Origin of the sequence: Runella sp. MFBS21 (assembly GCF_029433105.1) — a bacterium.
Taxonomy (GTDB): domain Bacteria; phylum Bacteroidota; class Bacteroidia; order Cytophagales; family Spirosomataceae; genus Runella.
This window is the reverse complement of record NZ_JARNTW010000004.1, coordinates 456,878-481,004: the sequence shown is the minus strand read 5'-3', so window position 1 is coordinate 481,004 and position 24,127 is coordinate 456,878. Positions and strand designations below refer to the sequence as shown.

The window sequence follows — 24,127 nt, the reverse complement described above, 5'->3', positions numbered from 1 at the left end:
TTTAAGGATGAAGGTATGAGAAACGAAATAACGCTCCATATATACGTCAAAACCATCGACTGATATTTATTGATACAGAATAGTCGGCAAACGCAGCATCGCCATGACGAACCCCAAGCGGGTCGAGACGGTCAGAATAGCTCTTGATACGATTACGATACAAAGCATAAGGCACATTGACTGCTGCCGAAAATTTCCCTTTCATATAAGCTATTCCTGGCTCTGCCGATACGATGTACCCTGGCCGACGGAAGCCTTTGCTCCCTCCAATCGCATCAATCGCCGGAACACCTTCTACGCGCCCCCCTAGCATAATAGCTAAGCCTTTACCAATACTTTGACTCAATCCTAAGCGCCCGGCAAATTGATCCGCTACTGAGAAGTATCCCGTCACTAAATCGATGGTAGTAGCTTCAGGGTTGCGAAGTACATTGTTGGTTTCTTTGGGATTGAATAAGTAATATCCATTAAAATAAGCCGTCAAGGTTTTGGTAATTTGCCCATATCCTTGAAGTTCTATACTTACGCCTACGCCTCCATCGCCTAGTTGGATAGATTGATCAACGGGCTTGTTGACCACATAATCTTGTTTTTCTTTATTCAACTTATGAAAATCATCCGTTACGCCTGGGTTTCCAGTAGGCAATTTCACACCTGCTCCCAACGCAAAATTAAATTTAGGAAGTTTGTAGGGGTTAAGCATCCAATAGGTGGCCGTCAAACGCATATCTCCAATTCCTTTAGAATAAGTATGAAAACGTTTTTGGTCAGGATTAGCAGAGACTGCATTTCCATAATGCTCATACAAGGATGAGCGGTCGTTGTATTGAATGGGTAAGTTGATACCAAAAGCTAAGCGAGCATTGGGTTGGTAGCTAATCCCCAAATCTAAAGCATGTGATAAATTGATCACCTCAGTGTTTTGTTCCAATCGCTCATGCTCTTCGACATCACCTCTAAAATGCCGAAACGACCGAAAATAGCGATAGCCCATACTGACCTGCCACTGTCCATTTTTTTGTTTGAAATATTCGGAAGAGGTAAGCGCATTGGTAGCCGTACAGCTCATATGACGAACCGCCACACATCCTTGCGAAAACCCTTCATTGGCTAATAATAGCCCTATCAAAGAGTAGATAATACGTTTCATTTAATAATAGCTTGGGGACTCATATAGGGTATTCCTACGAGTCTGGGTTGAAAAATAGAATAAATTCAACCAAAGCTTTTCATAAAAAAACACGCTATTTTTTAGGCCGAGATAAGTGATTGGGCAAAATCAAATAGGACTTTCCAAGTTTCTAACTTTTTGAGTACAAATGGATTAAATCCTTAAACTTGGAGATTCTATTTTGCATAAGCACTTAGTATAGGCATAGGTATGGCACATCCTACGGGAGGTATTTCTTTTACCGCCACGACAAGGTCTTTACCATTTTTAGCACTCATACTGCACCAATGGTGCATTTCTTGGCAATTATAAGGGGGAAAGGGATTTGTTTTTTTAAAGGCATGAGTATCACGGGAAATAAACACCACCACAAAAAACAGCATCAATACCCCTAACAGTGTTTTCATCATTGTTAGCTTCGATTAATGAAATAAGCTCTGTCTGCCTTGAGACATGACATTATCATTCTGGAAGAATGAGCCTAAAGCATCATTATGCTAACTCAGGAGGGGGAGAATGTAACAATTGAAACGCTTGAAGTAACGTATAGCTAGGGGTTGCAAACAAGTGTTGCGTTAAAACCCCAGCATCAAATCCAAGAGGCCATTCTAGAACGGAATTGGGAAGATATACTTTTGTTAAATCACTCAGTAACTTCACTGCCCTTCCAAAGGGGGTATCAGCAGGGTCGGAGTGGGGATCGGTGATTTCTTGAATCATATTGGCAAGCTCAAAAAATCGATCACGGGCGTGTTGGTTGGTTTTAAGAGTCACATATAGCGTATCATTTTCGTGACGCTGATGGGTAATATTATAAAAATCATCCCCGCTTCTAATCAATCCTTCTTGACCGTCGGCATTTTCCCAAACCTCATTGTAAGGAAGATTAGGCAAGTGCATTTTTACGGTTTGCCATTTATCGTTTTCAGCAATAGGAGAAGCCGTTTGAAAGTCATTTTCAAAAAACAAAACTGCCACCGTCAGCCCAAACATATTGTAGAGCAGCAAGACAAAAAGGCCGATAGCAGTTAATTTTTTCAAGAAAAATTTTAATTTTAACCCAAAGGTATTTAAAACTTTAAAATTCTACATTAAAAATTTAGACAATTTTCATGCCATAAGAATTACATATACCACCAATACTGCACGTCATGCCAATGAATCGTATGATAAATATTGATTTGTAAGAGATTGAAAAAGCGATAATCCTGCGCTTTATTACGTACCAATGCTTGAAAACAATATCCCAATTCAACACGTGCTTTTCCAGCATTATAGCCTCCTCCTATGTGCATCCAATTTTCTGACAATATAGAGCCATTTCGCGAGCTTACGGGACCATTGGTCGCGCCTTTGAAATATAAAAAGGCTTCATTTGAAGCCGACAAATAAAATCCTTTTTTTTGCTTCTCAGTATCGTAAAGAGGGTAAGTTGCCCAAACTTGATAGCGCCCAATGTTGGCATCAGATACTACTTTCGTCTGTAAGTTGGTAGGTTGACGCCATTCATAACGACCACGGTGTGTGATGACAAAATTACCCAGTTTATGTTGGTAAATAGCTTGCCCCACCAACCGATGCTCATTTTCGCGAAGTCCAAAAATATTATGTCTCCCAAAAGCATAGCCGCCTGCTACGCTCCATTTTTTATTTAGCTGATATACTAGCAATCCATGCAAAAGAAAATGCGTATGCCCCGAGGGGAAAAACTTTTGTTCGACTGTTTGACTAACTGCATTTACCACCGAAGTGACATTAAAGTTATATCCCAATTTGCCAGCAAGCTTTCCAGCCTGTGAGTAGCTCGGAGATATCCCTAATAAACTTACATTTTGAGCTTGTATCTGCCCAAAAATCAATAAAAAAGAGATTAATAGAAGCTTTCGCATATATAACCAATAAGAAAAAAAACATACAAAAGGGGTATTTCAAATAATGTGCCAAATTATTTAGCGGCGCTTTATCTATTGTGTTGTATGCTTCAATGTGGTTATTTTGCCGCATGAAAATCCTAAATATTTGTGCCTACACTTGGGCGATTGGTGGGCCAGCTCGTATCATTTATGATCATACTACGGTGGTTTTGAAACTAGGTCATCAAGTAGACATTTTGAGTCCTGCATCGCCTGAAGATAAAATATACCCTGCCCCTGACGGCGCACGGGTAATTGTATGTAAGCGTACGACTCCTATCAGTCGTTTTTTTCCTGAATTTTCGTTGGAGTTGTGGGATTTTCTAAAAAAACACATCCATGAATACGACGTAGTGCATTGTCATGGTATCTGGCATTTTGGGAGTGTGGCGCCGTTTTTATTCAAAAATAATACTCCCAAAGCCGTCACTATTCATGGTTTGCTTGATCATTGGGCGCTTCATCATGGATATTGGAAAAAGAAAATATTCTCTGTCTTATTCCAAAAACGATTTCTCAAAAAAGCAAACCTCATTCAAATAAACAACCATGATGAGCTAAACGACTTACGTCAATATCTGGGTTTTCAGCATCCCAATGTCGCTATTATTCCTAATGGTATGCAGCTAGATGAGCTTGCTACTCTCCCTCCCAAAGGCACTTTTAGACAAAAATTTGGCTTGCCTACCGACAAAAAAATCGTTTTGTTTATGGGACGCCTCAACATCAAAAAAGGACTTGATTTGCTACTGCCGGCTTTTCAAAAATATGCCCAACAGTACGATGATACGCTCCTTGTTTTGGCGGGGCCAGATGATGGATACCAAGCTCTTACGGAGCGGTTCATTAGCGACCATCATCTTGCTCATAAAATGATAATGGTAGGAATGCTCACCGGCGAACTCAAAAAAGCCGCCTTAGCCGATGCTGATATTTTTGCTTTAACTTCTTATTCGGAAGGTTTTTCGATTGCTGCTTTAGAAGCCATGACTGCGGGTGTTCCTGCCCTTGTTTCCAATCGTATCGGCTTCGATGGTACCGTTGCTCAGTACCATGCCGCCCATGAAGTACCTCTTACTGTAGAAGGTGTCTTGGAGGGATTAGTACAAATGCTTCAAAATCCTTCTTACTGCGATACACTCAAAAAAAACGCAAAAAAAATGGTGTGGGAATTGTATGACATTGAGATAGTAGCGGGCAATTTGGCCAAAGAATTTGCCAAGATACAAAGCTAAATTTGGCCTTTTGTGAGGACAAACAAAGGCACTTGGAAGTATCAAGTGCTTTTTTTGTGCACTTATTATTGCACATAAAAGGACTTTACACTTTGATTATCAACCACTAACACAAATCATAAGAAAACCCTCGCTTCGCAACTTTTCATTTTTTTAGAATGTTATTAACTTTATAGTATATATAACTATACCTAAAAACACCTAGAATCTAATTATTACCCTTTTTAATAGCCTGTTGATTACACCTAACTGTTGAGATTATTTTCCAAATAAATGAAAAATCGCCCTTTAGTACACAACGAAAAGGATAGACTTAAAGCTCTCAAATACTATCAGATATTAGATACGCTACCCGAAGAAGATTTTGACCGCCTTACGGAGCTAGCTTCTTTGATATGCGGTACTTCCATGTCACTTGTTTCGTTGATTGATGAAGATAGACAATGGTTTAAGTCTAAAGTAGGACTCAATCAGGCGGAAACTTCTCGAAGCCTTGCCTTCTGCCATCATGCCATTGAGGATAGCTCCATTTTTCAAATCGAAGATGCTACCCAAGACCCTCGTTTTAAAGAAAACACGCTTGTTACTTCCGATCCTAATATTCGATTTTATGCCGGTTATCCGCTTATTGACCCCAATGGATATGCTTTAGGGACGTTGTGCGTTTTGGATGATACTCCTAGTAAACTCACCGATTCTCAACAACGAGCTCTGAAGCTACTTGGGGAGGTAGCGATTTCTTTGATTGTCGAACGCCGGCAGAAAGAAGAACAAAAACATTTTGAACAACTCTTTGATTCTTCCAACGACTTGATTTGTGTGGCCGGCACCGACGGCTACTTCAAGAGAGTCAACCCTGCTTTCACAGCAGTGTTGGGATGGGATGAGTCTAAGCTTTTAAACACCTCTTTTTTCGACCTTATTTATTCTGAAGATGTTGAAAAAAGCCAACTAGAAATTTCTAAGCTAGCATCAGGTGCCAATACTATCAATTTCACGCATCGCTTCAATACCAAAGATGGTCACTACAAATACCTACAATGGACAGCTTCGCCCGAGCCTGCTACAGGAAGCATATTTGCGATTGCGAGAGATATCTCTACTGAAAAAGAAAAAGAGCTTAAACTCAAAATCAGCGAAGATAGATTAAGAGCCTTTTTTGAAAATTCTCAGGGCTTGATGTGTACGCATGACATGCAGGGAAACTTCCTTACGGTCAACGAAGCAGGCGCAAGTATTTTGGGATATAGAGCCGAAGAAGTAACCCACATGAGCTTGTTTGATATAGTTCCAGTACCATTGCATGAAGGCCTCCGAGCCTACTTGTCCGAAATCAAACAAAAAGGAAAATCAAGTGGCCTCATGCACACGCTGCATCGTGATGGCTCGCCGCGTATCTGGATGTTTAACAACATCCGTGAAAAGAGTCTAGAGGGAGAAGATTATGTAATCGGAAATGCGCTAGATATTACGACTCGACATCAGTTAGAAAACGATTTAAAACAAACAAAAGAACTCCTCGAACAAACCAACCAAATCGCGAGTGTAGGCGGCTGGGAAGTAGATTTAATAAACAATAAGGTGATTTGGACGGCGGTTACCAAAGAAATTCATGAAGTACCGGCCGACTTCGAGCCTGATTTAGAGAAAGGAATTAATTTTTATAAAGAAGGCAAAAACCGTAAAGCCATACAAGAAGCAGTAAATAGAAGCATTGAGACAGGTGAACCTTGGAGCATAGAACTACAAATCGTAACCGCCAAAGGTAACGAACGCTGGGTGAGAGCTCTTGGTAATGCCCAACTCATCAATGGTAAATGCCGCAGGCTTTATGGTACTTTTCAAGATATTGATGCCGAAAAGAAAGCTCAACTCGAAACCGAACGCTCCCGAAAACTTCTAAACGACGTATTACAGTCTGCATCGGAAGTAGCTATCATCGCCACCGATGCACACGGAATTATTACGGTTTTCAATAGTGGTGCCGAACAAATGCTGGGCTACTCTGCTGACGAATTAATTGGTAAAACTACTTCTATTCTCATGCCGAATGTGGTAGAATTGTCTCAAAGGGCCGACGAACTTTCGCAACAATACCACACTCCCATTGGAGGCTTCAAAACTTTTATTCACAAAGCTTTCATCGAAGGCTCCGAACAAAGAGAATGGACCTATATTCGAAAAGATGGTTACCCAATTACGGTATCGATGGTGGTGACTCCTATACGGGACACCGAAAACAAAATCATTGGATTTTTGGGTATTGCCACTGACATTTCGGAACAGAAAAAAACACAGCAAGCACTCACGATTGAAAAAGCCCGCTTGATGGCGTTTGTAGAGCACGCCCCCGCCGCAGTGGCTATGTTTGACCAAAACATCCGCTATATCGCTGTCAGTCACCGCTGGATGGAAGAATACCGTCTGGGCAATCAAAATATCATTGGTTTGTCACATTATGAGGTATTTCCTAATCTTTCACAAGAATGGAAAAACATCCACGCTCGCTGTTTGCAAGGAGCCATTGAAAAAAATGACGAAGATAGATGGCGCCCCGAGGGCTGGTCCAATGACCAATTCCTTAAGTGGGAGGTGAGGCCGTGGTATCAGTTTGATGGAAGCATTGGGGGCATTATGATGTTTACACAAGACATCACCGAAATTTGTCTCCAACGTGAAGAATTAAAAAAAGCCAAACTTCAAGCCGAACAAGCAAGTATAGCCAAATCAGAATTTTTGGCAAATATGAGCCATGAAATTCGGACACCTCTGAATGGCGTCATTGGGTTTACGGATTTGGTACTAAAAACCTCCCTTAACGAAACTCAGCAACAATATATCCATATCGTCAATCAATCGGCCAATGCTCTATTGACAATCATCAACGATATTTTGGATTTCTCAAAAATAGAAGCTGGTAAGCTTGAGCTCGATATCTCTAAATGTGACTTATTTGAACTAGGAAGCCAAACAGCTGACATCATCACCTACCAAGCCCAAAGCAAAGGACTTGAGATGCTTCTTAATATTTCGTTGGATTTGCCCCGGTTTGTCTGGACAGATACCGTACGTCTCAAACAAGTACTGGTCAACCTTCTCGGCAATGCCATTAAGTTTACCGAAACAGGTGAAATTGAACTCAAAATAGAAGCTCTTTCCGATATCCATCAAGACGAAGTCACTTTCCGTTTTGAAGTACGAGATACGGGGATTGGTATCAAGCCCGAAAAACAAGACAAAATTTTTGAAGCCTTTTCACAAGAGGATGTATCTACTACCAAACGCTACGGAGGTACTGGGCTTGGACTGACAATTTCCAACAAACTATTGGGACTTATGAATAGTAAGCTCCAATTGCGTAGTACACCCGCTCAAGGTAGTACCTTCTTTTTTGACTTGACACTCAAAGCCGAAAAAGGAGGCTCTATCAATTGGGAAAATATTGACCTTATCAAAAATGTCTTAATTGTTGACGACAACGACAACAACCGAGTGATTTTGAGACAAATGCTACTGCTCAAACAAATAGTCTCTGAAGAAGCACGAAACGGATTTGAGGCGTTACAATTACTCGCTCAAGGCCGCCGCTATGATGTGATTATGATGGATTATCATATGCCTTATATGGATGGACTTGAGACTATCAAAAAAATCAGAGAAAGTTTTTTTGAAACCCACGAAGAGCAGCCTGTCATTTTGTTGCATAGCTCCTCCGATGACGGCACTATCATCAAAGGGTGTGAAGAACTGAGGGTAAACCAACGGCTGGTGAAACCCATCAAAATGCAAGAAATGTATAATACCCTTTCACGTTTGTTCAAAAAAACGAACGAGTCTCAACTTACGTCCCCTCTCCAACCTACCCCTGAAGAATCAATTGCCCTTCGTGTATTGATTGCAGAAGACAACCCTGTCAATATGCTTCTGGCCAAAACCATCATTAGGCGAGTATCTCCACAATCAACTATCTTTGAAGCAATTAATGGACACCAAGCACTGCAAGTTTGCGAGGCAAAATTGCCCGACATTATCTTCATGGATATCCAAATGCCCGAAATGAATGGCTACGAGGCTACTACCAAGATTCGTGCCCTCACGCCTGGCGTTCATATTCCTATCATCGCTCTTACGGCCGGCAATCTCAAAGGAGAAAAAGAAAAATGTATGGAAGCAGGCATGGATGATTTCATTACCAAGCCATTTGTGGAGGAGACCATCGTAAAGCTTTTCAACAAATGGTTTCACAAAGAAACTCCCAGTGAGACCCCGCAACCAATCGATGAATTGCAGCACTTCAATCCCTCTCAACTGACAATGCTAGTGGGAGAAGACGAAGATTTGATGAGTGAGTTTTTGACTCTATCCCTCCATGAACTCGAGTTGGCGACCGTCAAACTACAAACAATCATTAATACCCAAGATACAACCACAGCCAACGCTGTTGGCCACAAACTGTACGGCACTTCTTCTACCGCAGGTTTTATCAAATTAGCCGAACTTGCCAAGCAAATTGAATCTTGGAGAGCGTCTGAAGCAGAAAGTCTTAGCACATTCATTCAACAAGCTCTACAAGAAATCACCCTAGTAACGAATATGGTTAATAAACGTTTGAGCTACAAAAAAAATTAAATAAAATACTCCACCTTTATCTCTTCGGGGCTATTCGTGGAGTATTCCTTGGAGGCCTAGTTCTTCAATATCTACGAGATTTTGCTCAACTATACTGTCTGGAACAAAAACAAATTTTTTATCAAAAACCTGATTTCCAACAAAATAACTAACCCAGTATTCGTTGTTTAAGTGAAATACCCCCGACATAATAGGCTCTATGATTACGGATTGAGAAGGGAGAATCTCCGCAAAAAAATGACGCAAAGTAGAGGTACGCTCTTGTTCTTCTCTGGTTTTGGCATCATCGCCCGAGTACCCTCTTGAAGTCACAAATACGTTTTCGATAGGGGCATCGTTACGGTTGATAAGATATACGTGCCATTCGGCTTGATTGATTTCATTAATGCGACGAGCAATAGTGACATACACCCCCGAAACGGGCGAAAATGAAATATCTTTTTTCATAAATGAGGCTACTTATGTTTAATCTTGGCGGGTTTTGAACTTTCCTATTCTCGACATTTACAATTGATTATGCGCCTAATCGGCAAGTTCTGTAAACCCATTTTGACTAATTAGGATCCTCAAAAATAATAAGTTTGTTGCTTTTTATATAAAATAATCACCCATGTAGGGTGATTATTTCACGACCTTGTATTGTCCTAAATCAAGGTAGTATTCGGTAGGGGATAAAGTGTGTAGAACATTATTTTTCTGCCTTAAAACTAGGTGATTTTTAGGCAAATAACTAGGATAATCCATCTCTCCAAAAAGAGGCAAGTAGTGTTCTATTCCTATTAAAAAATTATAACTATACAAAGGATTACAACTAAATGGTACAGTAGTCAAATATATCTTTTCGATAGCACGCCCAGCATATATCTCGTATTCTTGTCCTTTAAAAGTAGGCCATCCATATTTGTTTTTCCCAAATATTTGGGTGTTGCCAGTGGGCTTACCGCTGATTTTAGCAGTACTTTTTTTTGCCAAAAGACTCTCAAATTCCTGACAAGTTTTGTAGCCAGTATGATCCGTACTACATACAAGATACTTACCACTGGCATAAGCCACCACAAAATCAAGTCCCTCGGCTCTGCCCCCAAAACTATCATCGTTGGTAAAAAGCCAGGTCGAGCTTTTTCTATCTAAATAGACGCTCATCTCTTTCAATGCTGCTCCTTCTTGGTATTGAAAAGTGAGCTGTTCTTTAAAAAAGAGCGATTTCTGAGCGGAAGCAGCGCTCACCAACCACAAACATCCCCCTAATATACACAGTATTTTTAGCGACATAGGTTCATAGAGCGTTGTTGATAGTCTGCCATTAATGTTCCCATTTTTTCAACCTGCTCGTACTGTTCAAGATGTTTTATCTTTTCTTTGAGCTTTTTGGCATCGGTACGATAATTGTTCCAATGCTGCCGTTGTTGGTTAATACAATTTATTTTTTTGTTGATTTCGGTGCGTTCTTGACTAGTAATATTATCATTTTCCAACTCAATCTGATGGCGTCGTAGTTGAATTCTCAACTCAATATCGGTCATTTTATAATTAGTTTCGGCATCGAGTGCCATACCTATAGTAGAGCGATTGATTTCAGAAGCATCATTTAGCATGGCGGCGTTGGTCATATTATCATTAGCTTTTTGGGCGATTTGATGTTGCAGCTCTGCTTGTTCTTTGAGTAAAACTCGCATCTGAGCATCGTCTTCTTGAGCCAATACATCCGCTAGGTCTTTTTCGTAATTTTGCGCAAGCTCCTTTCGATTTTTTTCGAGTGTAGGCATCATCATATCGCCCATGGGTTTATATCCAGCTCCCGAAAATACCTGTACTTTGGGATAAAGCCCCACCAAACGGCAGCCTTTGGTATTGGGAGCATCATTGACTTGGACGACCAGATACACATGTTTATTTTTGGTGTTGTATACCCATCCCATTCCTCCTAGACCGGTAGCAGCATAGGTATTTTTCAGAGGTGCATATTGTCCTTCTGCCACTCCCAAGTCTTTGAGCCACACCTGTACTTTTCCTTCATCGCCCGTATATTCGTAAATCTCTACTTCAAAAGCGGGTGCTTTCTTCTGATTTTCCGAAAGTCTCACTAGGTTTTGGGGAATGGTGTACGTCTTGATTTTCTTGGCTGTATTCCAGAATATCTCCCCCAGCATATAAGCATCAAAACGAGCCATGGTAGTAGTCTGAAGTCCATCTCCAGCAGTCATTTCCATCACAATTTTGCCGGTTTCTGGGGTATTGATATACATTCGTTGGGTCATGTTGGGCAAGATAGTCCAATGATGTAAATGCTCCAGCCCTTCTAATGTTTCTTTATTGCCTTCCCACTTTTTAAGAAGCTCTGACGAAATCCCCACCACACCATTGGTGATATTGATGTACTGAAGCATAGTGGCGCTTTCTTTGGTATCATCGCATACTACCTCCATTAAGTGGGTGCTTTTATAAATACCATTTGCCTTAGGAATAGGAGCTGGCTGAGCGCTAAAAGTGGGCTTGGAAAAATCAATCTCTTTGAAACCACCAGTGGGCTTGATAATCTCTATCTTTTGAGCATTTGTCCATAGTGGACTGCAAACCAGCAAAAATACGAGCAGGCGTATCATGGTTTTTCCAGTTTTGTTAGTACCAAAGAGGATATTTTTTTTCCTTTTTCGTCATATTGCTCCGACTTTACTACACCTATGCCTTTGGCCATATACTCAGTTGTTTTAGTACTATGTTTGCCCATCAATTTGGTTAGCGTGTTAAAAGTAATTTTAGCGCACTCAAATTTTCCTGCGGGGGTTTCGACTGTTTCAAAACCTTGTACAGTACGATCTGTGATTGTGACGGTTATGTTTACAAGCGTCATGCCTCCTCTCATCCCAGATTTTACGGTGACCACTGCATCTTTCAGTTTTTGACCTACTTTAAGGTCATTGGGATAAATAAGCTGATCACCAGTGACATTGACTTCAATATCGGCTGATTTAGGAATCATTTCTGAGCCGATATTACGTACATCCGAATAAAACTCTCCATTTACGCACTTTCCACTCACATCTCCTTTAGCCAGCAATTTCCCTTTGCCGTCGTAGGTTTGGTTTGAAAAAGACAGCGCTATTCCTCCGTTGACGGGCTTATAATCCACCACTTCGTACTTTAGGGTTGCCGCAGGTTTGTCTTTTTTATCATAGCTTACTAGTTCCATTTTCAATCCTTTTTGAAGGGCAAAATAGCCACTGCATTCTTGAGCGACTGCTCCGAAGCTCCAAAGTAGAACTATACATCCTATAAAAATCCTGGTTTTCATCATCATCTTTTTAAAAATTAATGGTAAATGTTCCTGATTTTAGGTCAGCGTTGGCATTGATATAATCCGTCACTTGGGCTTCGAAAGTACCCTCAATTTTTTTGTTTGAAAAAGTTGAAAACCTCACCTTTCCACTTTTAGCAAAAAGCACGCTGCCATTTCTCTTATAAATGAGATTTGCCATTTTGTTTTCTTCTTTTGCAGGTATTTCAAACAGATAATCCACCCCTGTCTTTAAATCTTTGCCAATCATCTGAATGGAAATTTCATTTATATCGTCTATACTTCCCACAATAGAGAGCAATCCACCTACTACAGCTATGCCTCCATTTGCCTTGGTCGATTTCCAGTTGGTTCCATCTATCATCGCACCAAAAGAGTTGGTAGTCTGCGGAAGTGGCTCCTCCTCCTTACTTCCTGCCGACTTACAGGCATTCATCAAAAGCATCATGGGGACGAGCAAAGTGACACAAAAGGCAGCTAGATTATTAGTTTTCATGAGTTAAAAACATTTTTTTGAACATAGATTTCCCTTTCAGCGTCTTAAACGCTGTCAAAAACACCACTAAATCAATTAATTACACTTTTTCAGAACCTCAAGGGCGAGCTTTTTTGCAAGCTCTAAGTTGGTAGTGGCATCACTACTCACATCGGCAATGACCTGAAATGTCAAACCGCCTACCAATACCACAAGTTCATTGTCGTTGGGTTTCCAAGAAGCAGCATCACCTATCCCCGAAACTTGCTCAAACTTAGCTTGGGCGGCCATTCCTTTTGCCAGCCCCATGGCTGCATTTTTTTGGTCTTTCGATACATCTTTTTGCTTCCCTACCCGTTTATCTGCTTCCTCAAAAGCCCGTTCTAGCTCTTCTTTGGTGGGGGTTCTATAAAAAGATTGGAAGTTTTCAAGGTCCGACTTTTTCTTAGACATTTTGTACAAATCATCTCCTACCCATGTAAGCCCTACTCTATTGTCGATGGGTACCGTCAGTTTTCGACCCGCAATCTCCATAGTACGGGTACGCTCGCTAGGCCAGCTATAAGTGTAGGTGTCATGATTGCGATACTTGGGGTTTTTGTTTAGAATATACGTCTTTTTGGTACTTTTCCAATCCGTCGTAAAGTGCTTTTGGATGTTTTCTAAAGGAAGTAGCTGGTCATACTTATCTTGATAGGATAGTAGGCATCCTCCATCAGAATTAGAAACCGAGGCAGATGAGGTCTCCATTATTTCACTTGCGGTGGCTTCAGAAGTGTTTTTTTGTCCACAGCCTATTAGCAACAAGCTACCCAGCAGTATGTTTTTGATTGAGACTTTCATTACGTTTTATATGGTCTAAAAAGGGTTTACAATTTTATGAATTCTACACGACGATTGTTGGCTTTTCCTTCTACCGTGGTATTAGGTGCAACAGGCTGGCTTTCGCCTTTTCCGTCTATTTCCATACGAGCTGCCTCAATCCCAAATTCACTAGCTAGTGTAGCTTTGACTGATTGTGCACGACGTTTTGATAGGTCTAGGTTTTTGGAATCATCACCGTCCGAATCAGTATGCCCCACAATTTTAACTTTTACAGTCGAATTTTCTTTCAATACCCCGCCCAATTCTTTCAAAATACCGTAAGATTCGGGTTTGATTTTATCAGAATTGACATCAAACAAAATGCCCGTCGTGCTAAATTTCCCTTCCGTGATGAGTTTGCTGCGTGTATCAGGAGTCCCTACCGCTACGCGGAGATTGGAAAGAAAAACACTTCCACTCCAGACATTAGTAGCAAAAAGCATAGAATATTTAGCTGTAGCATCAAAAGCTTTTGGAATATCCCATACTTTAGTTTCGTTGACATACACTCGCAAGCGGGTTTTCTGCTTCCAAATCGAGACCCGATTGGGCTGGTTGTCATTCCAAAGCATTTTACTGCTGTTTTCTAAGATTTTTTCATTGCTTTTGTTGAACACCCATATATCCGTAGAACTTCCATCTCCAAGCACAGGATGGATGTCCACTCCTACCTGCAACACATTGCTAAAATGCTGGTCGTAGGTAAGTTTTCGTTCTTTATTTTCGGGAAAAATGATTTTGAGTCCCGACTGATTGTTGCTCATTTCTTCTGATATCGCCATATCAAACTCCATAGTGAAGTTTTCGGGGAGATCGTTCACAAATTCAGGATAAAAAATTCCTTTGTTGCCAAACTGTAGCCATTTGGAAGCGTTTCCTTCCAGTTTTACCACTTCACCGCTCGCGTTGGTGTTCCACTTAGCAGGAAAATCTCCCACCGCATCTTGCATAAAATCTTCGAGGGCTACTACTTTTTCCCCTGCTATAAAATCAAATTTTGAGTATGACTTTAAGCTTTTGGAAGAAGATACCGTAGAACTTGTAGATTCTGATTGACCCTTTTTGTCAGTATTCTGCTTTTGTGCAGCGACCTCCTCATTCTGGTTTTCATCTTCGGTCGACTGTTCTTCCTGCTCTTGGTTCTTATTTTCTTTTTTGCTCTTATCTTTCTTTTTGAAGATGTTACCAATTCCTTCCTCTACTTTATCAAGACCTCTGTTGATACCCTGGTCTATCTTACTGTTGACGCGTCCTTCTACGCTTCTTTCAGCGGTACGCTTGGGGTTGTCGATGCGTATCTGCGCTTGTAGCTCCACCATCGACATCAAGGAAATAAGAAACAAAGACCCACAAAAACGCCAAACAGATTTTTCTTTCATTTTTGTAAATGCTTTATGAAATGGATAGATAAAATAACTACCCAAATTTGCGCCAAAAGCCCTAGACTCTTATGTTAGATTTCATAGAGCATCTGTATGGGTCAATGAAAAGGGCGTTTGAGTCAACAATGCCCGCTTATCGTTATACTTCTTTGAATATTCAGTCAAAAACCTCTTCTAGCAACTCAAATGCCCGTTGAATAAGTTTAAAATGAGAGATGCTAGATTATTTTCTTTTCTTTGAAAAAATTACAAAGTACCTACTAAAACATGACACGCTACCTTCTTTGGGGAGGAATGATGCTGATGGTGCTGACCTCTTGGGCAGTACCCGACACACTGTATTTAGGTCAGCTAAATGGACGCCAAACGCTTTTTCAAAAAGCGGCCTATACTTTTACCCCCATTAGAAGACAGGTCAATGCAACTAACTTGGACTCTTTAAGAGCCCTTCCAGATTGGAAAATACTTGAAAAGTCTCTCAACACTCAGCCGCAGCAAGCCTATTGGTTACATTTTGTGATACACAACGATACCGATTTGCAAAAGGTCGTCTATGTTTATACAAGTTCGGTCAACCAGAGTGTTAGGTTCAGTGTGTTTCGAGGAGATAGCTGCCAAATCCTCCAAAGTGGCTCCATGACACCCTCCTCTCAGTGGGCCACTAGCGAAAATGATACCTATATTCCGCTCCCAATTGATGCAAATCAAACCATCAGGGTATTTGGACGTATCTCGCATCAGACAGGAATTCTGCCTTTTTTGACCGATTTCAAAACGCCAAAACCGTCTTTGAATCTTCAAATCGAAAGTGAAGATTATTATCAAAAGCGAATCCTGCGCGAGTATCGGGCCAACATGCCCGAATTTCAGTACCGAAGCTGGATACAAGGTGCTTTGGCTTTGGCGATGTTGTTTGTGGGTCTTTTGTACGTCAAATACCGCCAACCAATCTATGCCTACTATTGGGTGTATATTGTGTGTAGTTTTGTGTTTTCGCTCCTCAAAACCCGCGCCTATACTCCACTAGGACACAGTTTAGGTGAATGGCCTCTTCTCAAAAACCATCTCATGGAAACCCTCCTATGGTGGGGAATTGGAGCTTATCTTTTTTTTATGATTGAGCTTCTTGATCTTAAAAAAAACAACCCTCGCATTCGCATTTGGTTTAGGAGATTGGCAGTACTGCTGTGGGGATATGGAGTGGTGTATCTTACGGTGATGCTGCTCACAAACGACGGCGGTTTACAAAAGCTTTCCTTTTGGGGAGGGCGTTTTGTGGCTTTTCCTTTGTATTTGTTTACCCTCATTTGGATACGGCGGAGCGTTAAGTCGCCCATGGTACCTTATGTTGTTTTGGCCAATGCCGTATTGGGCTTTTTCGGAATGCTTGCCTGGCTCAGGGCGGGAGAAGTGATTTTGAAAGGCGTAAAACTCCCCGCCAGCCTCGACGATTTGCTTACCTTGTCTTTTGCCGTAGTAGCCGAAATCATCGTACTTTCGTTGGCAATTGCTCACAGGGTACGGTTGCTAGAAAAAGAAAAAACCGAAAGTCAACTGGCCTATTTTGAAGAACTACAAAACAAATCTTTTTATGAAAAACGCATGGCCGAAACCGAAATGCTAGCCTTGCGGAGTCAGATGAATCCTCATTTTTTGTTCAATAGCCTCAATTCTCTCGAATACCTCATCATGTCGAATGATGAGAAAAAAGCGTCAAGTTATTTGGCCAAGTTCTCTAAACTTTTACGCATGATTCTCAACCATTCGCGCGAAGAATCTATCTCTTTGGAAGAAGAATTGACGGCTTTGCGGTATTATCTTGACATCGAAGCCATGCGACTAGGTGACGATTTTGAGTACTTGATTGAAGTGCAGCGGAAGGTGGACGTCGAAAGCCTCATCATTCCTCCGCTCCTACTACAGCCTTTTGTGGAAAATGCCATTTGGCATGGGCTAATGCCCAGCCATTTGTCTTCCAAAAAATTAGCCATCAGAATCCGCTCAAAAGATGACAAAAAGGTGGAGTTTGAAATTGAAGACAACGGTATAGGGCGCCAAAAAGCCGCCGAACTTCGTAATCGCTCCACCGTAAGGCGCAAATCTTATGGGATGGACATCACACAGCAACGCATCGACCTATTTAATCGTAACTATCCTAACCAACTTACTATCGAAGTTTCTGATTTGCAAAAAGAAGGGCAAACAGGCACATTAGTAAGAATCATCTATCAAATCGACAACTAATAAAACATGATACGAGCTATTTTAATTGACGATGAGAAACCCGCTACTGAGGTGCTCGACATGAAACTAAAACGCCTTAATATGGGTGTAGAAGTGTTGGCCAAGTTTAACCAACCCGAGGCCGCCATAGAGTTTATCAAAGTGACAGCTTTCGACATTTTATTTCTTGACATTGAGATGCCCCGCCTCAATGGTTTCGATTTGTTGCATCACTTTTCTGATTTTCATTTTGATGTCATATTCACCACCGCATACGACCATTATGCCATACGAGCTTTTAAAGTCAGTGCCTTAAGCTATCTGCTCAAGCCCATCGAAGAAAATGACTTGAGAGAAGCCCTCGGCCTATGGCAACAAAAAAAAATAAAGCAGCTACAAGGCCCCCAAATCCAAACTTTTTATGAACATCTAGCTCCCAAGACACCCCCTCATCGTATTGCACTACCTACCAATGAGGGGCACGAAATCATCGAAATTGCACAGATTGTGCGATGTATGGCCGATACCAGCTACACTCATTTCCAGATGTCGGACGGCCAAAAAATCGTCATTTGTCGTACACTCAAGGAAGTAGAGCAGGCCCTCGAACCCAACGGATTTGTAAGAGTACATCATTCGCATTTGGTCAATCCTGAGTACATCAAAAAAATAATAAAGCAAGAAGGGGGCTATTTGCTCATGACCGACGGCAGCCAAGTACCCATCACCAAACAAAAGCGAGATTGGCTGATAGAGCAATTTACGACTTTGGGGAGAATTTGAGCAATCGTCTCAATACTTCCAATCAGAGTGACTGACGGGTAGCGCGTTTAGTTCTCTTTTCAGTTGCGGCCATTGGGGTAAGAATTTATCCATGTAAGAAAGAAAAACGGCGTTGTGGTGGCGTTCGAGCAGGTGAACCAACTCGTGTACTACAATGTACTCCAAACAAGGCAAGGGCTTTTTGGCCAATTCCAAATTGAACCATATCCGCCGCGCTTCGATGTTGCACGCGCCCCACTTGGTTTTCATTTGTTTGACACTCCAGTCATTGATAGATACGCCCATGCGGCCGCACCAATGTGTCAACAACGGGGCGAGTTGTTTTTTTAGCTCGGCACGGTACCATGCTTGGACGAGCGCATGCCGCTGCGCGGTAGAGGTGCCAGAGCGTAGATATACGTCGAGGTATTTTTTGGTTTTGAGTTCTACTTTGGGAGGCGCATCCTGCTCAAAAACCCGCAACAAGTATCTTTTTCCCTGAAAATAATGGCTCTCCCGATGCACGTATTGGCGCGGCGATTGGCGTTCTTGGGCTACAAAGTTGCGCTGGTGCCGACGAATCCAACTTAATTTGGAAAGGGCAAACAAACGCGCCGATTCATCATCGACGGTCAATGGAACGGCCATGCGCACGCGCCCCGTGGGAGGATAAACCGACAAGTGAATGTTTTTGATGTTTTTACGAACCACATCAATCGACAACCGCCCCCCAAGCCTAAGTGTATATTCTTCTTCTTGCATCACTTATAATCCTTCTGCTCTTTAATGATTTCAAAAATCTGCTCCAATTTGGTTGCTTTTTGGTATTTGCTCAAAATAGGTTTCAACACTTGGTTTTTAAGGTGCTTTTCTTTGATAAAATTCCCTTGCCAATCGTCGTGTTTACCGTACAAAATGGCACTGTCCATCACGACCGATAGCTCCTCTTCTTGGTCCAAATTGTCGTACAATGCCTGCCGCGCCGCTGTGTTGATGGCCGTTGGGTAGTGACTTTTTGGGGTAGATGGCTGCACCTGTTTGGCTAGGTCTTCGTACTCTTTCAACAAAGCTTCGTAGGCGATTGCCCCTTCTTTGCGCATTCGGATCAGCTCTACCAACAGCACACTCATGCGCTCGTAGTAGGCGGGGTTGACGGGCATTTGCTGGATGATGGTCTTGGTAAGGTTGTTTTCTACCACCTCGGCCATCGATTCTTGGTTTTCTTTGATACTTTCGGGCAATAACGCCAAACCCTCGTTAATGCCGTTTTCGACAATCAACTGCAACAGCGTAGCGTCGCCGAAGTTAGACAATATCCGGCTGGGGTCGGCGGTGAGGTACATGTCAAGCATTTGGCGCATTTGGGGTTCAAACTGCTTCATGTCGATGTAGTCGCCGCTGTGGAGCTTGACGCTGTTGCGGCGCTCGGTGTAGTAATTTACCTTCTGTTTGAGGGCTTCGGCTTGCTTTTCGGTGTAGCCCGCTTGCAAGATTTCGGCGGCGATGTTGTTGTAAGCCCGAATCAGCTCCACCACCAATTTGTAAAACGTAAACCGCTTTTCTTCGTTGGCTTTGAGTTGTTGGGGCTGGGAAGTATCACCGCAGAAATAGTGAAAAAACTGAGGCTCTCCCTTGGGCGGCATTACGGGTTCGCACACTTGGTGGGCAGCCTCCAAGGCATCTTCTAGCCGTTCTTTGAACTTCTCTAACCGATTGGTCAACAACCCTTTTACGTCTTCTTCTTCGTAGGCGTCGAAAGCATCGGAGGTGTAGTCGGAAATGGATTTGTTGAGGCTATTAAACAGGTTTTTGTAATCGACAATGTACCCAAACTCCTTGAAATAAGGGTCGGCTTCGGTTTCTTTGCCGAGCCGATTGGTACGGCATATTGCCTGAAACAGCCCGTGGTCTTGCATCTGCTTGTCGATGTACAAATAGGTACAACTGGGGGCATCGAAGCCCGTCAGGAGTTTATCGACCACAATCAGCAACTGCATTTGGGCGGGTTCGTTTTTGAATTTGTCTTTGGCAAACGTCTCAAACGTCTCGGTGTCTTTGAAACCGTAGTCGCGGAGCATTCGCTGGTAGGTCTCAAATTGTTCTACTTTTTCGGTTTCGCCTTCGCCTATGTGTTCGAGTTTGACGCTCTTAGCGGTGGGCTCAAAACTGGTGATGATGGCGCATTTTTTAAAACCAAAATGCTGAAAAATCTCGTAGTACCGACAGGCTTCGTAAATGCTCCGCGCGACGAGCATGGCGTTGCCGCGCCCGTCGCGCAGGCGGGGTTTCATCAAAAAGTCTTTTTTGATGTCAAATACAATCTTTTCCAACCTACTTTTGGTACTGAGCACTTTTTGCATCGTTCCCCATTTTTGCTTGAGTTCGGCTTTGGGTAGGTCGTTCATGCCGTAGGTGATGGTCTCAAACCACTCGTCGATGCTTTTTTGGTCGTGTACGTGCTGATCCACGTCGCGGGCTTCGTAGAGCAAATCGAGCACTACGCCGTCTTTGACGGCCTCGTCAAACTTGTAGGTATGGATATAGCGGCCAAATACTTCGATGCTTTTTTGTTTGTCTTTTTTGAGCAGAGGTGTTCCCGTAAAACCGATAAAAACGGCCTCGGGCAGTAGGGTTTTCATGGCTTTGTGCAAATCGCCGCTTTGGGTGCGGTGACACTCGTCGATAAACACCACAAACTCGCCTTTGGCCCGAAAATCGAGCGGAATTTTGATTTGTTCGATAAATTCCTTGGTGGCGCTGCTGTCGGCTTGCGTGTTGCTTCCAAACTTGTGGATGAGGCTGCACAGCAGGCGGTGCTCGGTGCCGTTGAGCCACGCAATGAGCTCTTGCCCGCTGCGGGTGCGCTTAATGTCTTCTTCTACTCCCATAAAGATGCCTTCAATTTGCTCATCAAGTTCGGTGCGGTCGGTGACGATGAGCAGGCGGGCACGGGGATTGTTTTCCAAAATCCACTTGGCCAACCACACCATGGTGAGGCTTTTGCCGCTGCCTTGGGTGTGCCAAATGATACCGCCCTCGCGGCGAGCCAAATACCGTTGGGCTTCTTTGATGCCAAAGTACTGGTTGGGGCGGCACAGTTTTTTTGTGCCTTTGTCAAAAATAACGAAGTTGTGGAGGATGTCGAGCAGCCGTTGGGGCGCACAAAACTGCCGAATGTGCTTGTCGAGCAGGAGCTCATCGGGCTGGTAGGTGTCGCCGTCTTCTTTCCACTTCAAAAAAAACTTCTCTTCCGTACCCGTGGTGCCGTAGTGCAGCCCTTGGGAGTCGTTGGCGGCCAAGACGAGCTGAATGGTCGTAAAAAAGGGTTTGATAAAGATATGTCGCTGGTTGCCAATGCTCTGACGGATGCCTTCGCTGACGGACACGCTCGTTTTTTTCAACTCCAACACCACCAACGCAATGCCATTGACGTACAGCACCACATCGGGGCGTTTTATTTTTTCACCCCTGACGGTCACTTCTTCGGCCACGGCTAGGTCGTTGTTTTGGGGCTGCTCCCAATCAATGAGCTGCACCGTTACTTTGTTTTGGCCGATGTCTTCCTTAACAGGGATGCCGTAGCGCAGTAGCGAATACACGGCTTTGTTGGCAGTATAAAGCTCATCGTTGCGGTTGATGAGTGCCGCTTTTTGAAGCTCAAACAAGGCTTTTTGGATGAGGGTGGGCGTGTAGCGACCCGTACGGAGGAGGTACTGACGCAGGTCGTCTTCGCGGAGGTTGGTGTTTTCTTGGGTTTCCAAATTGCCCAAATACCGATAGTGAAGGGCATCGCGCAGGAGTTTTACGACGCGGTTTTGGGTCACGCGCTCGGAGGCGACAGCTTGGTGTGGGTTCATTTCATGAGGTTGAGTTTAGTACTTTCCAATATCCTCCTTTATCTGCTCCAATTCTCTGTAATTGATTCGCTTCTTTCAGTTTATGGATTTGCTTTTCAACGGCTCGCGTTGATCTTTGTAAGATTTGGGCAATTTCTGGAATGGTAATTTGATTATTTTCAGTGATTAGTTCTATTATTTTCACCGAACTTTTTTTCTCTTTTTCTGGCATTCTCCCCGCTGCAAAATGCACTTCTATCCCTCCCCAATAGAATTCATACACAGGAGTCGGTATCTTACCTGACGGTGAAATCTATACTGCCAATAACGTTTCGGCCGAAATCCCCAAGCCTCGGTGAAGTTTACGTATCATATCGAGCGTAAGCGGCCTTTTTCGGTTCAATACTTCCGATACCCTGCTGATACTTCCAAAATAAGGGGCTAAGTCTTTCCTTTTAAGTCCTTCTTCTTCCATTTTGAGCTTGATAGCATCTATGGGGTCGGGAGCTTCAATGGGAAAATGGGTAGCCTCGTAGTCTTCGACCAAAATGGAAATAAGCTCTAATAACTCCTCTTCGGAGCTACCTTCGGCACAATCAACCAAGGAGTCAATCATGCCCAAATAGTGCTGATATTGCTCTTTGGTTTTGATGGGCTTTAAATTCAGCCTAAATGCTTCAATCTCTTTCATAATCAAGCAATTAAATATTTTTTATGTCCTCGATTTTGTCGTATTCTTTGTGCGTTTCGATAAAACGAATATAAACCCTTTGAAGTTTGTATCTAAACAAAACAATGAGTCGGTACTTATTGCGGCAAATATTAAACACAACTCTATTGTTGCCTACAATATCCGTTTTGGGCGTATCTTCAATGACTTCATTGGGCGACTGATAATTGGCCTGCTTCATTTTGGCATACCAATATTTAAGTTCCTGCTCCGAGTCCGGATACTTTTCCCAAAACTCCTTTAGGGTTCCTTTCGTAATTATTCGCATCTACAAACACAAAAGTTAAATTCCCATTTCGGTATATTTATATACAAATATAAGAATTTTTAACAAACTTGATTATATAGTATTCCACTACGTTTTACTTATCGGATAGCCCCTACACCAACCGTATCTTACCCGTCAATAACTGCTGCATCATGCCTTGCTTGAGTTGGCGGTACTTTTCCAGTTTGGCCTCCAAGCCCAACAGCTCCGCATCCATGTCAGATAGTATCGCCGCAATACGGGTTTGTTCGGCTAGAGGGGGGAAAGGGATTTCAAAAGAATTAAGACTCTTATTTGTTATTTGATTTATGGTTGCTCCTAAATGTTCATCTATTTGTTTTTTTATAATACTTGATTGAAATAAGATAAATACATATCTGTTGAAGGAAGACCTAAAAATGGACATAAATGCTCCAAATGTTTCACCGACTGCATTATCATCAATTAGTGCGCATTTCCCTATTAAATCCCTACTACCATTTCTAACGCAAATTAAAATATCATCCTTCCTAACAATTAGCTTTTCAGGAATTTTTACATCCACATAGACATTATTGTCATATTTAAGTACTCCTTCTTGAACATTTGAAGACCGTAATACTAACAAACCGCTCTCTTTTACATCATTCGGGCTATATGTCAATCCAATAATACATTCCCCTATCTCCCCCAACTTCTTCACTTCCCAATCCTCTTTAGGCGTAAGCAGGTGCTGTAGGGTGGCTTGTTTGAGGAGGCGTTTTTTGTGGATGAGTTTCTCCAAGCTCCCAATAAGCGCATCGGCATCGCTCAAGGCCGTGGCAATGGCGGTTTGTTCGGTGAGAGAGGGGAGAGGGAGGGGAAATGTCTTTACATCTTTGCTAGTAATATTTGGGTCTTTACGGCTACTTGTAGCGACATCTTTCCAGTAGTTTACCTTATAGTTTAGGATGTTTATGAGAAATAAGGGGTTCAAAATTTGCTTATTTACCTGAATTGCAGTCAGGGCTTGATTGACACATGCCGAGATTTTTAGAATACCTGTTCTTCCAATTTGGTTGTACCCGCCATACATCGCCACTAAAACGGTATCTACAGGAAAAATCTTTAAGCTACTGGTCTCTTTTAGAGCAACTTCCGTTACCTTTTCACTTGTATCATAGATTTCAGCATCATTTAAATCCATTGTTTTTACCCAAAAGATATTTCCATTTTGAAAATATCTTTCATTCATTTCTCTTCTTGGTGTAGTTCCGGAAGCAAACTCACCAATCTCACCTAGCTTTTTTACTTCCCAATCTTGTGGTATGAGGCCGATTTCGGTTTGTTTGAAGGGGGTATTTTGGGGGGTAGTGTTCATGTTTT

At 42.4% G+C, this 24,127-nt stretch carries 21 protein-coding genes; 4 read left to right on the top strand and 17 right to left on the bottom strand.

Going from position 1 to position 24,127, the window contains the following annotated elements:
* Positions 1-46: 46 nt before the first annotated feature.
* The 4 genes from P1X15_RS12310 to P1X15_RS12295 form a co-directional block, all read right to left on the bottom strand.
* On the bottom strand, positions 47-1,150 hold the full coding sequence (locus P1X15_RS12310; protein ID WP_277338422.1) for a hypothetical protein: 1,104 nt from the start codon (positions 1,148-1,150) through the stop codon (positions 47-49).
* A 197-nt stretch (positions 1,151-1,347) separates the two neighbouring features.
* On the bottom strand, positions 1,348-1,581 hold the full coding sequence (locus P1X15_RS12305; RefSeq protein WP_277338421.1) for a hypothetical protein: 234 nt from the start codon (positions 1,579-1,581) through the stop codon (positions 1,348-1,350).
* Between the two features lie 82 nt (positions 1,582-1,663).
* Complete coding sequence (locus tag P1X15_RS12300) at positions 1,664-2,212, bottom strand: hypothetical protein (protein WP_277338420.1); 549 nt, start codon at positions 2,210-2,212, stop codon at positions 1,664-1,666.
* Positions 2,213-2,295: 83 nt separating this feature from the next.
* Positions 2,296-3,060 (bottom strand): DUF2490 domain-containing protein, encoded by a 765-nt coding sequence (locus P1X15_RS12295; RefSeq protein WP_277338419.1) that lies wholly within the window; start codon positions 3,058-3,060, stop codon positions 2,296-2,298.
* Between the two features lie 113 nt (positions 3,061-3,173).
* On the opposite strand from P1X15_RS12295, the gene P1X15_RS12290 reads away from it, so the two are divergent.
* Both P1X15_RS12290 and P1X15_RS12285 read left to right on the top strand, forming a co-directional pair.
* Positions 3,174-4,319: a glycosyltransferase gene (locus P1X15_RS12290; protein WP_277338418.1), complete on the top strand. Its 1,146-nt coding sequence runs from the start codon at positions 3,174-3,176 to the stop codon at positions 4,317-4,319.
* Between the two features lie 273 nt (positions 4,320-4,592).
* The gene (locus P1X15_RS12285; protein WP_277338417.1) at positions 4,593-8,948 is read left to right on the top strand and encodes a PAS domain S-box protein; all 4,356 of its coding nucleotides are present in this window, start codon (positions 4,593-4,595) and stop codon (positions 8,946-8,948) included.
* A gap of 30 nt (positions 8,949-8,978) precedes the next feature.
* Here the strand turns inward: P1X15_RS12285 and P1X15_RS12280 are convergent, their stop codons facing one another.
* The 7 genes from P1X15_RS12280 to P1X15_RS12250 all read right to left on the bottom strand — a co-directional run bounded on the left by P1X15_RS12280 (position 8,979) and on the right by P1X15_RS12250 (position 14,961).
* A complete protein-coding gene (locus P1X15_RS12280) occupies positions 8,979-9,395 on the bottom strand; it encodes a hypothetical protein (protein ID WP_277338416.1) in 417 nt (138 codons plus the stop codon).
* Positions 9,396-9,569: 174 nt separating this feature from the next.
* Positions 9,570-10,220 (bottom strand): hypothetical protein, encoded by a 651-nt coding sequence (locus P1X15_RS12275; protein WP_277338415.1) that lies wholly within the window; start codon positions 10,218-10,220, stop codon positions 9,570-9,572.
* Entirely contained in the window at positions 10,211-11,551 is a 1,341-nt protein-coding gene (locus tag P1X15_RS12270) for a hypothetical protein (RefSeq protein WP_277338414.1), read from the bottom strand. Before P1X15_RS12270 ends, P1X15_RS12275 begins: the two co-directional genes overlap by 10 nt.
* On the bottom strand, positions 11,548-12,240 hold the full coding sequence (locus tag P1X15_RS12265; protein ID WP_409049681.1) for a hypothetical protein: 693 nt from the start codon (positions 12,238-12,240) through the stop codon (positions 11,548-11,550). Before P1X15_RS12265 ends, P1X15_RS12270 begins: the two co-directional genes overlap by 4 nt.
* Positions 12,241-12,250: 10 nt before the next feature.
* Positions 12,251-12,739: a hypothetical protein gene (locus tag P1X15_RS12260; RefSeq protein ID WP_277338412.1), complete on the bottom strand. Its 489-nt coding sequence runs from the start codon at positions 12,737-12,739 to the stop codon at positions 12,251-12,253.
* Positions 12,740-12,814: 75 nt separating this feature from the next.
* Entirely contained in the window at positions 12,815-13,561 is a 747-nt protein-coding gene (locus P1X15_RS12255) for a hypothetical protein (protein WP_277338411.1), read from the bottom strand.
* Between the two features lie 26 nt (positions 13,562-13,587).
* Positions 13,588-14,961, bottom strand: coding sequence for an OmpA family protein (locus P1X15_RS12250; protein WP_277338410.1), 1,374 nt, complete (start codon positions 14,959-14,961; stop codon positions 13,588-13,590).
* Between the two features lie 270 nt (positions 14,962-15,231).
* Here P1X15_RS12250 and P1X15_RS12245 point away from each other — a divergent pair, with 270 nt between their 5' ends.
* Together P1X15_RS12245 and P1X15_RS12240 are read left to right on the top strand one after the other, a co-directional pair.
* On the top strand, positions 15,232-17,208 hold the full coding sequence (locus P1X15_RS12245; RefSeq protein ID WP_277338409.1) for a histidine kinase: 1,977 nt from the start codon (positions 15,232-15,234) through the stop codon (positions 17,206-17,208).
* A 6-nt stretch (positions 17,209-17,214) separates the two neighbouring features.
* Positions 17,215-17,970 carry a LytTR family DNA-binding domain-containing protein gene (locus tag P1X15_RS12240; RefSeq protein ID WP_277338408.1) on the top strand — a complete coding sequence of 252 codons (756 nt, stop codon included), beginning with the start codon at positions 17,215-17,217 and terminating at the stop codon, positions 17,968-17,970.
* Between the two features lie 9 nt (positions 17,971-17,979).
* On the opposite strand, the gene P1X15_RS12235 is transcribed toward P1X15_RS12240, so the two are convergent.
* From P1X15_RS12235 to P1X15_RS12210, 6 genes are all read right to left on the bottom strand, one after another.
* A complete protein-coding gene (locus P1X15_RS12235) occupies positions 17,980-18,711 on the bottom strand; it encodes a M48 family metallopeptidase (protein WP_277338407.1) in 732 nt (243 codons plus the stop codon).
* A complete protein-coding gene (locus P1X15_RS12230) occupies positions 18,711-21,806 on the bottom strand; it encodes a type I restriction endonuclease subunit R (RefSeq protein WP_277338406.1) in 3,096 nt (1,031 codons plus the stop codon). Before P1X15_RS12230 ends, P1X15_RS12235 begins: the two co-directional genes overlap by 1 nt.
* 1 nt (position 21,807) lies before the next feature.
* Positions 21,808-22,068 (bottom strand): HTH domain-containing protein, encoded by a 261-nt coding sequence (locus P1X15_RS12225; protein ID WP_277338405.1) that lies wholly within the window; start codon positions 22,066-22,068, stop codon positions 21,808-21,810.
* A gap of 30 nt (positions 22,069-22,098) precedes the next feature.
* Positions 22,099-22,476 carry a type II toxin-antitoxin system HigA family antitoxin gene (locus tag P1X15_RS12220; RefSeq protein ID WP_277338404.1) on the bottom strand — a complete coding sequence of 126 codons (378 nt, stop codon included), beginning with the start codon at positions 22,474-22,476 and terminating at the stop codon, positions 22,099-22,101.
* A 10-nt stretch (positions 22,477-22,486) separates the two neighbouring features.
* Positions 22,487-22,783: a type II toxin-antitoxin system HigB family toxin gene (locus tag P1X15_RS12215; protein ID WP_277338403.1), complete on the bottom strand. Its 297-nt coding sequence runs from the start codon at positions 22,781-22,783 to the stop codon at positions 22,487-22,489.
* Between the two features lie 112 nt (positions 22,784-22,895).
* Positions 22,896-24,122, bottom strand: a complete 1,227-nt coding sequence (locus P1X15_RS12210) for a restriction endonuclease subunit S (protein WP_277338402.1) — start codon at positions 24,120-24,122, stop codon at positions 22,896-22,898.
* Positions 24,123-24,127 lie beyond the last annotated feature (5 nt).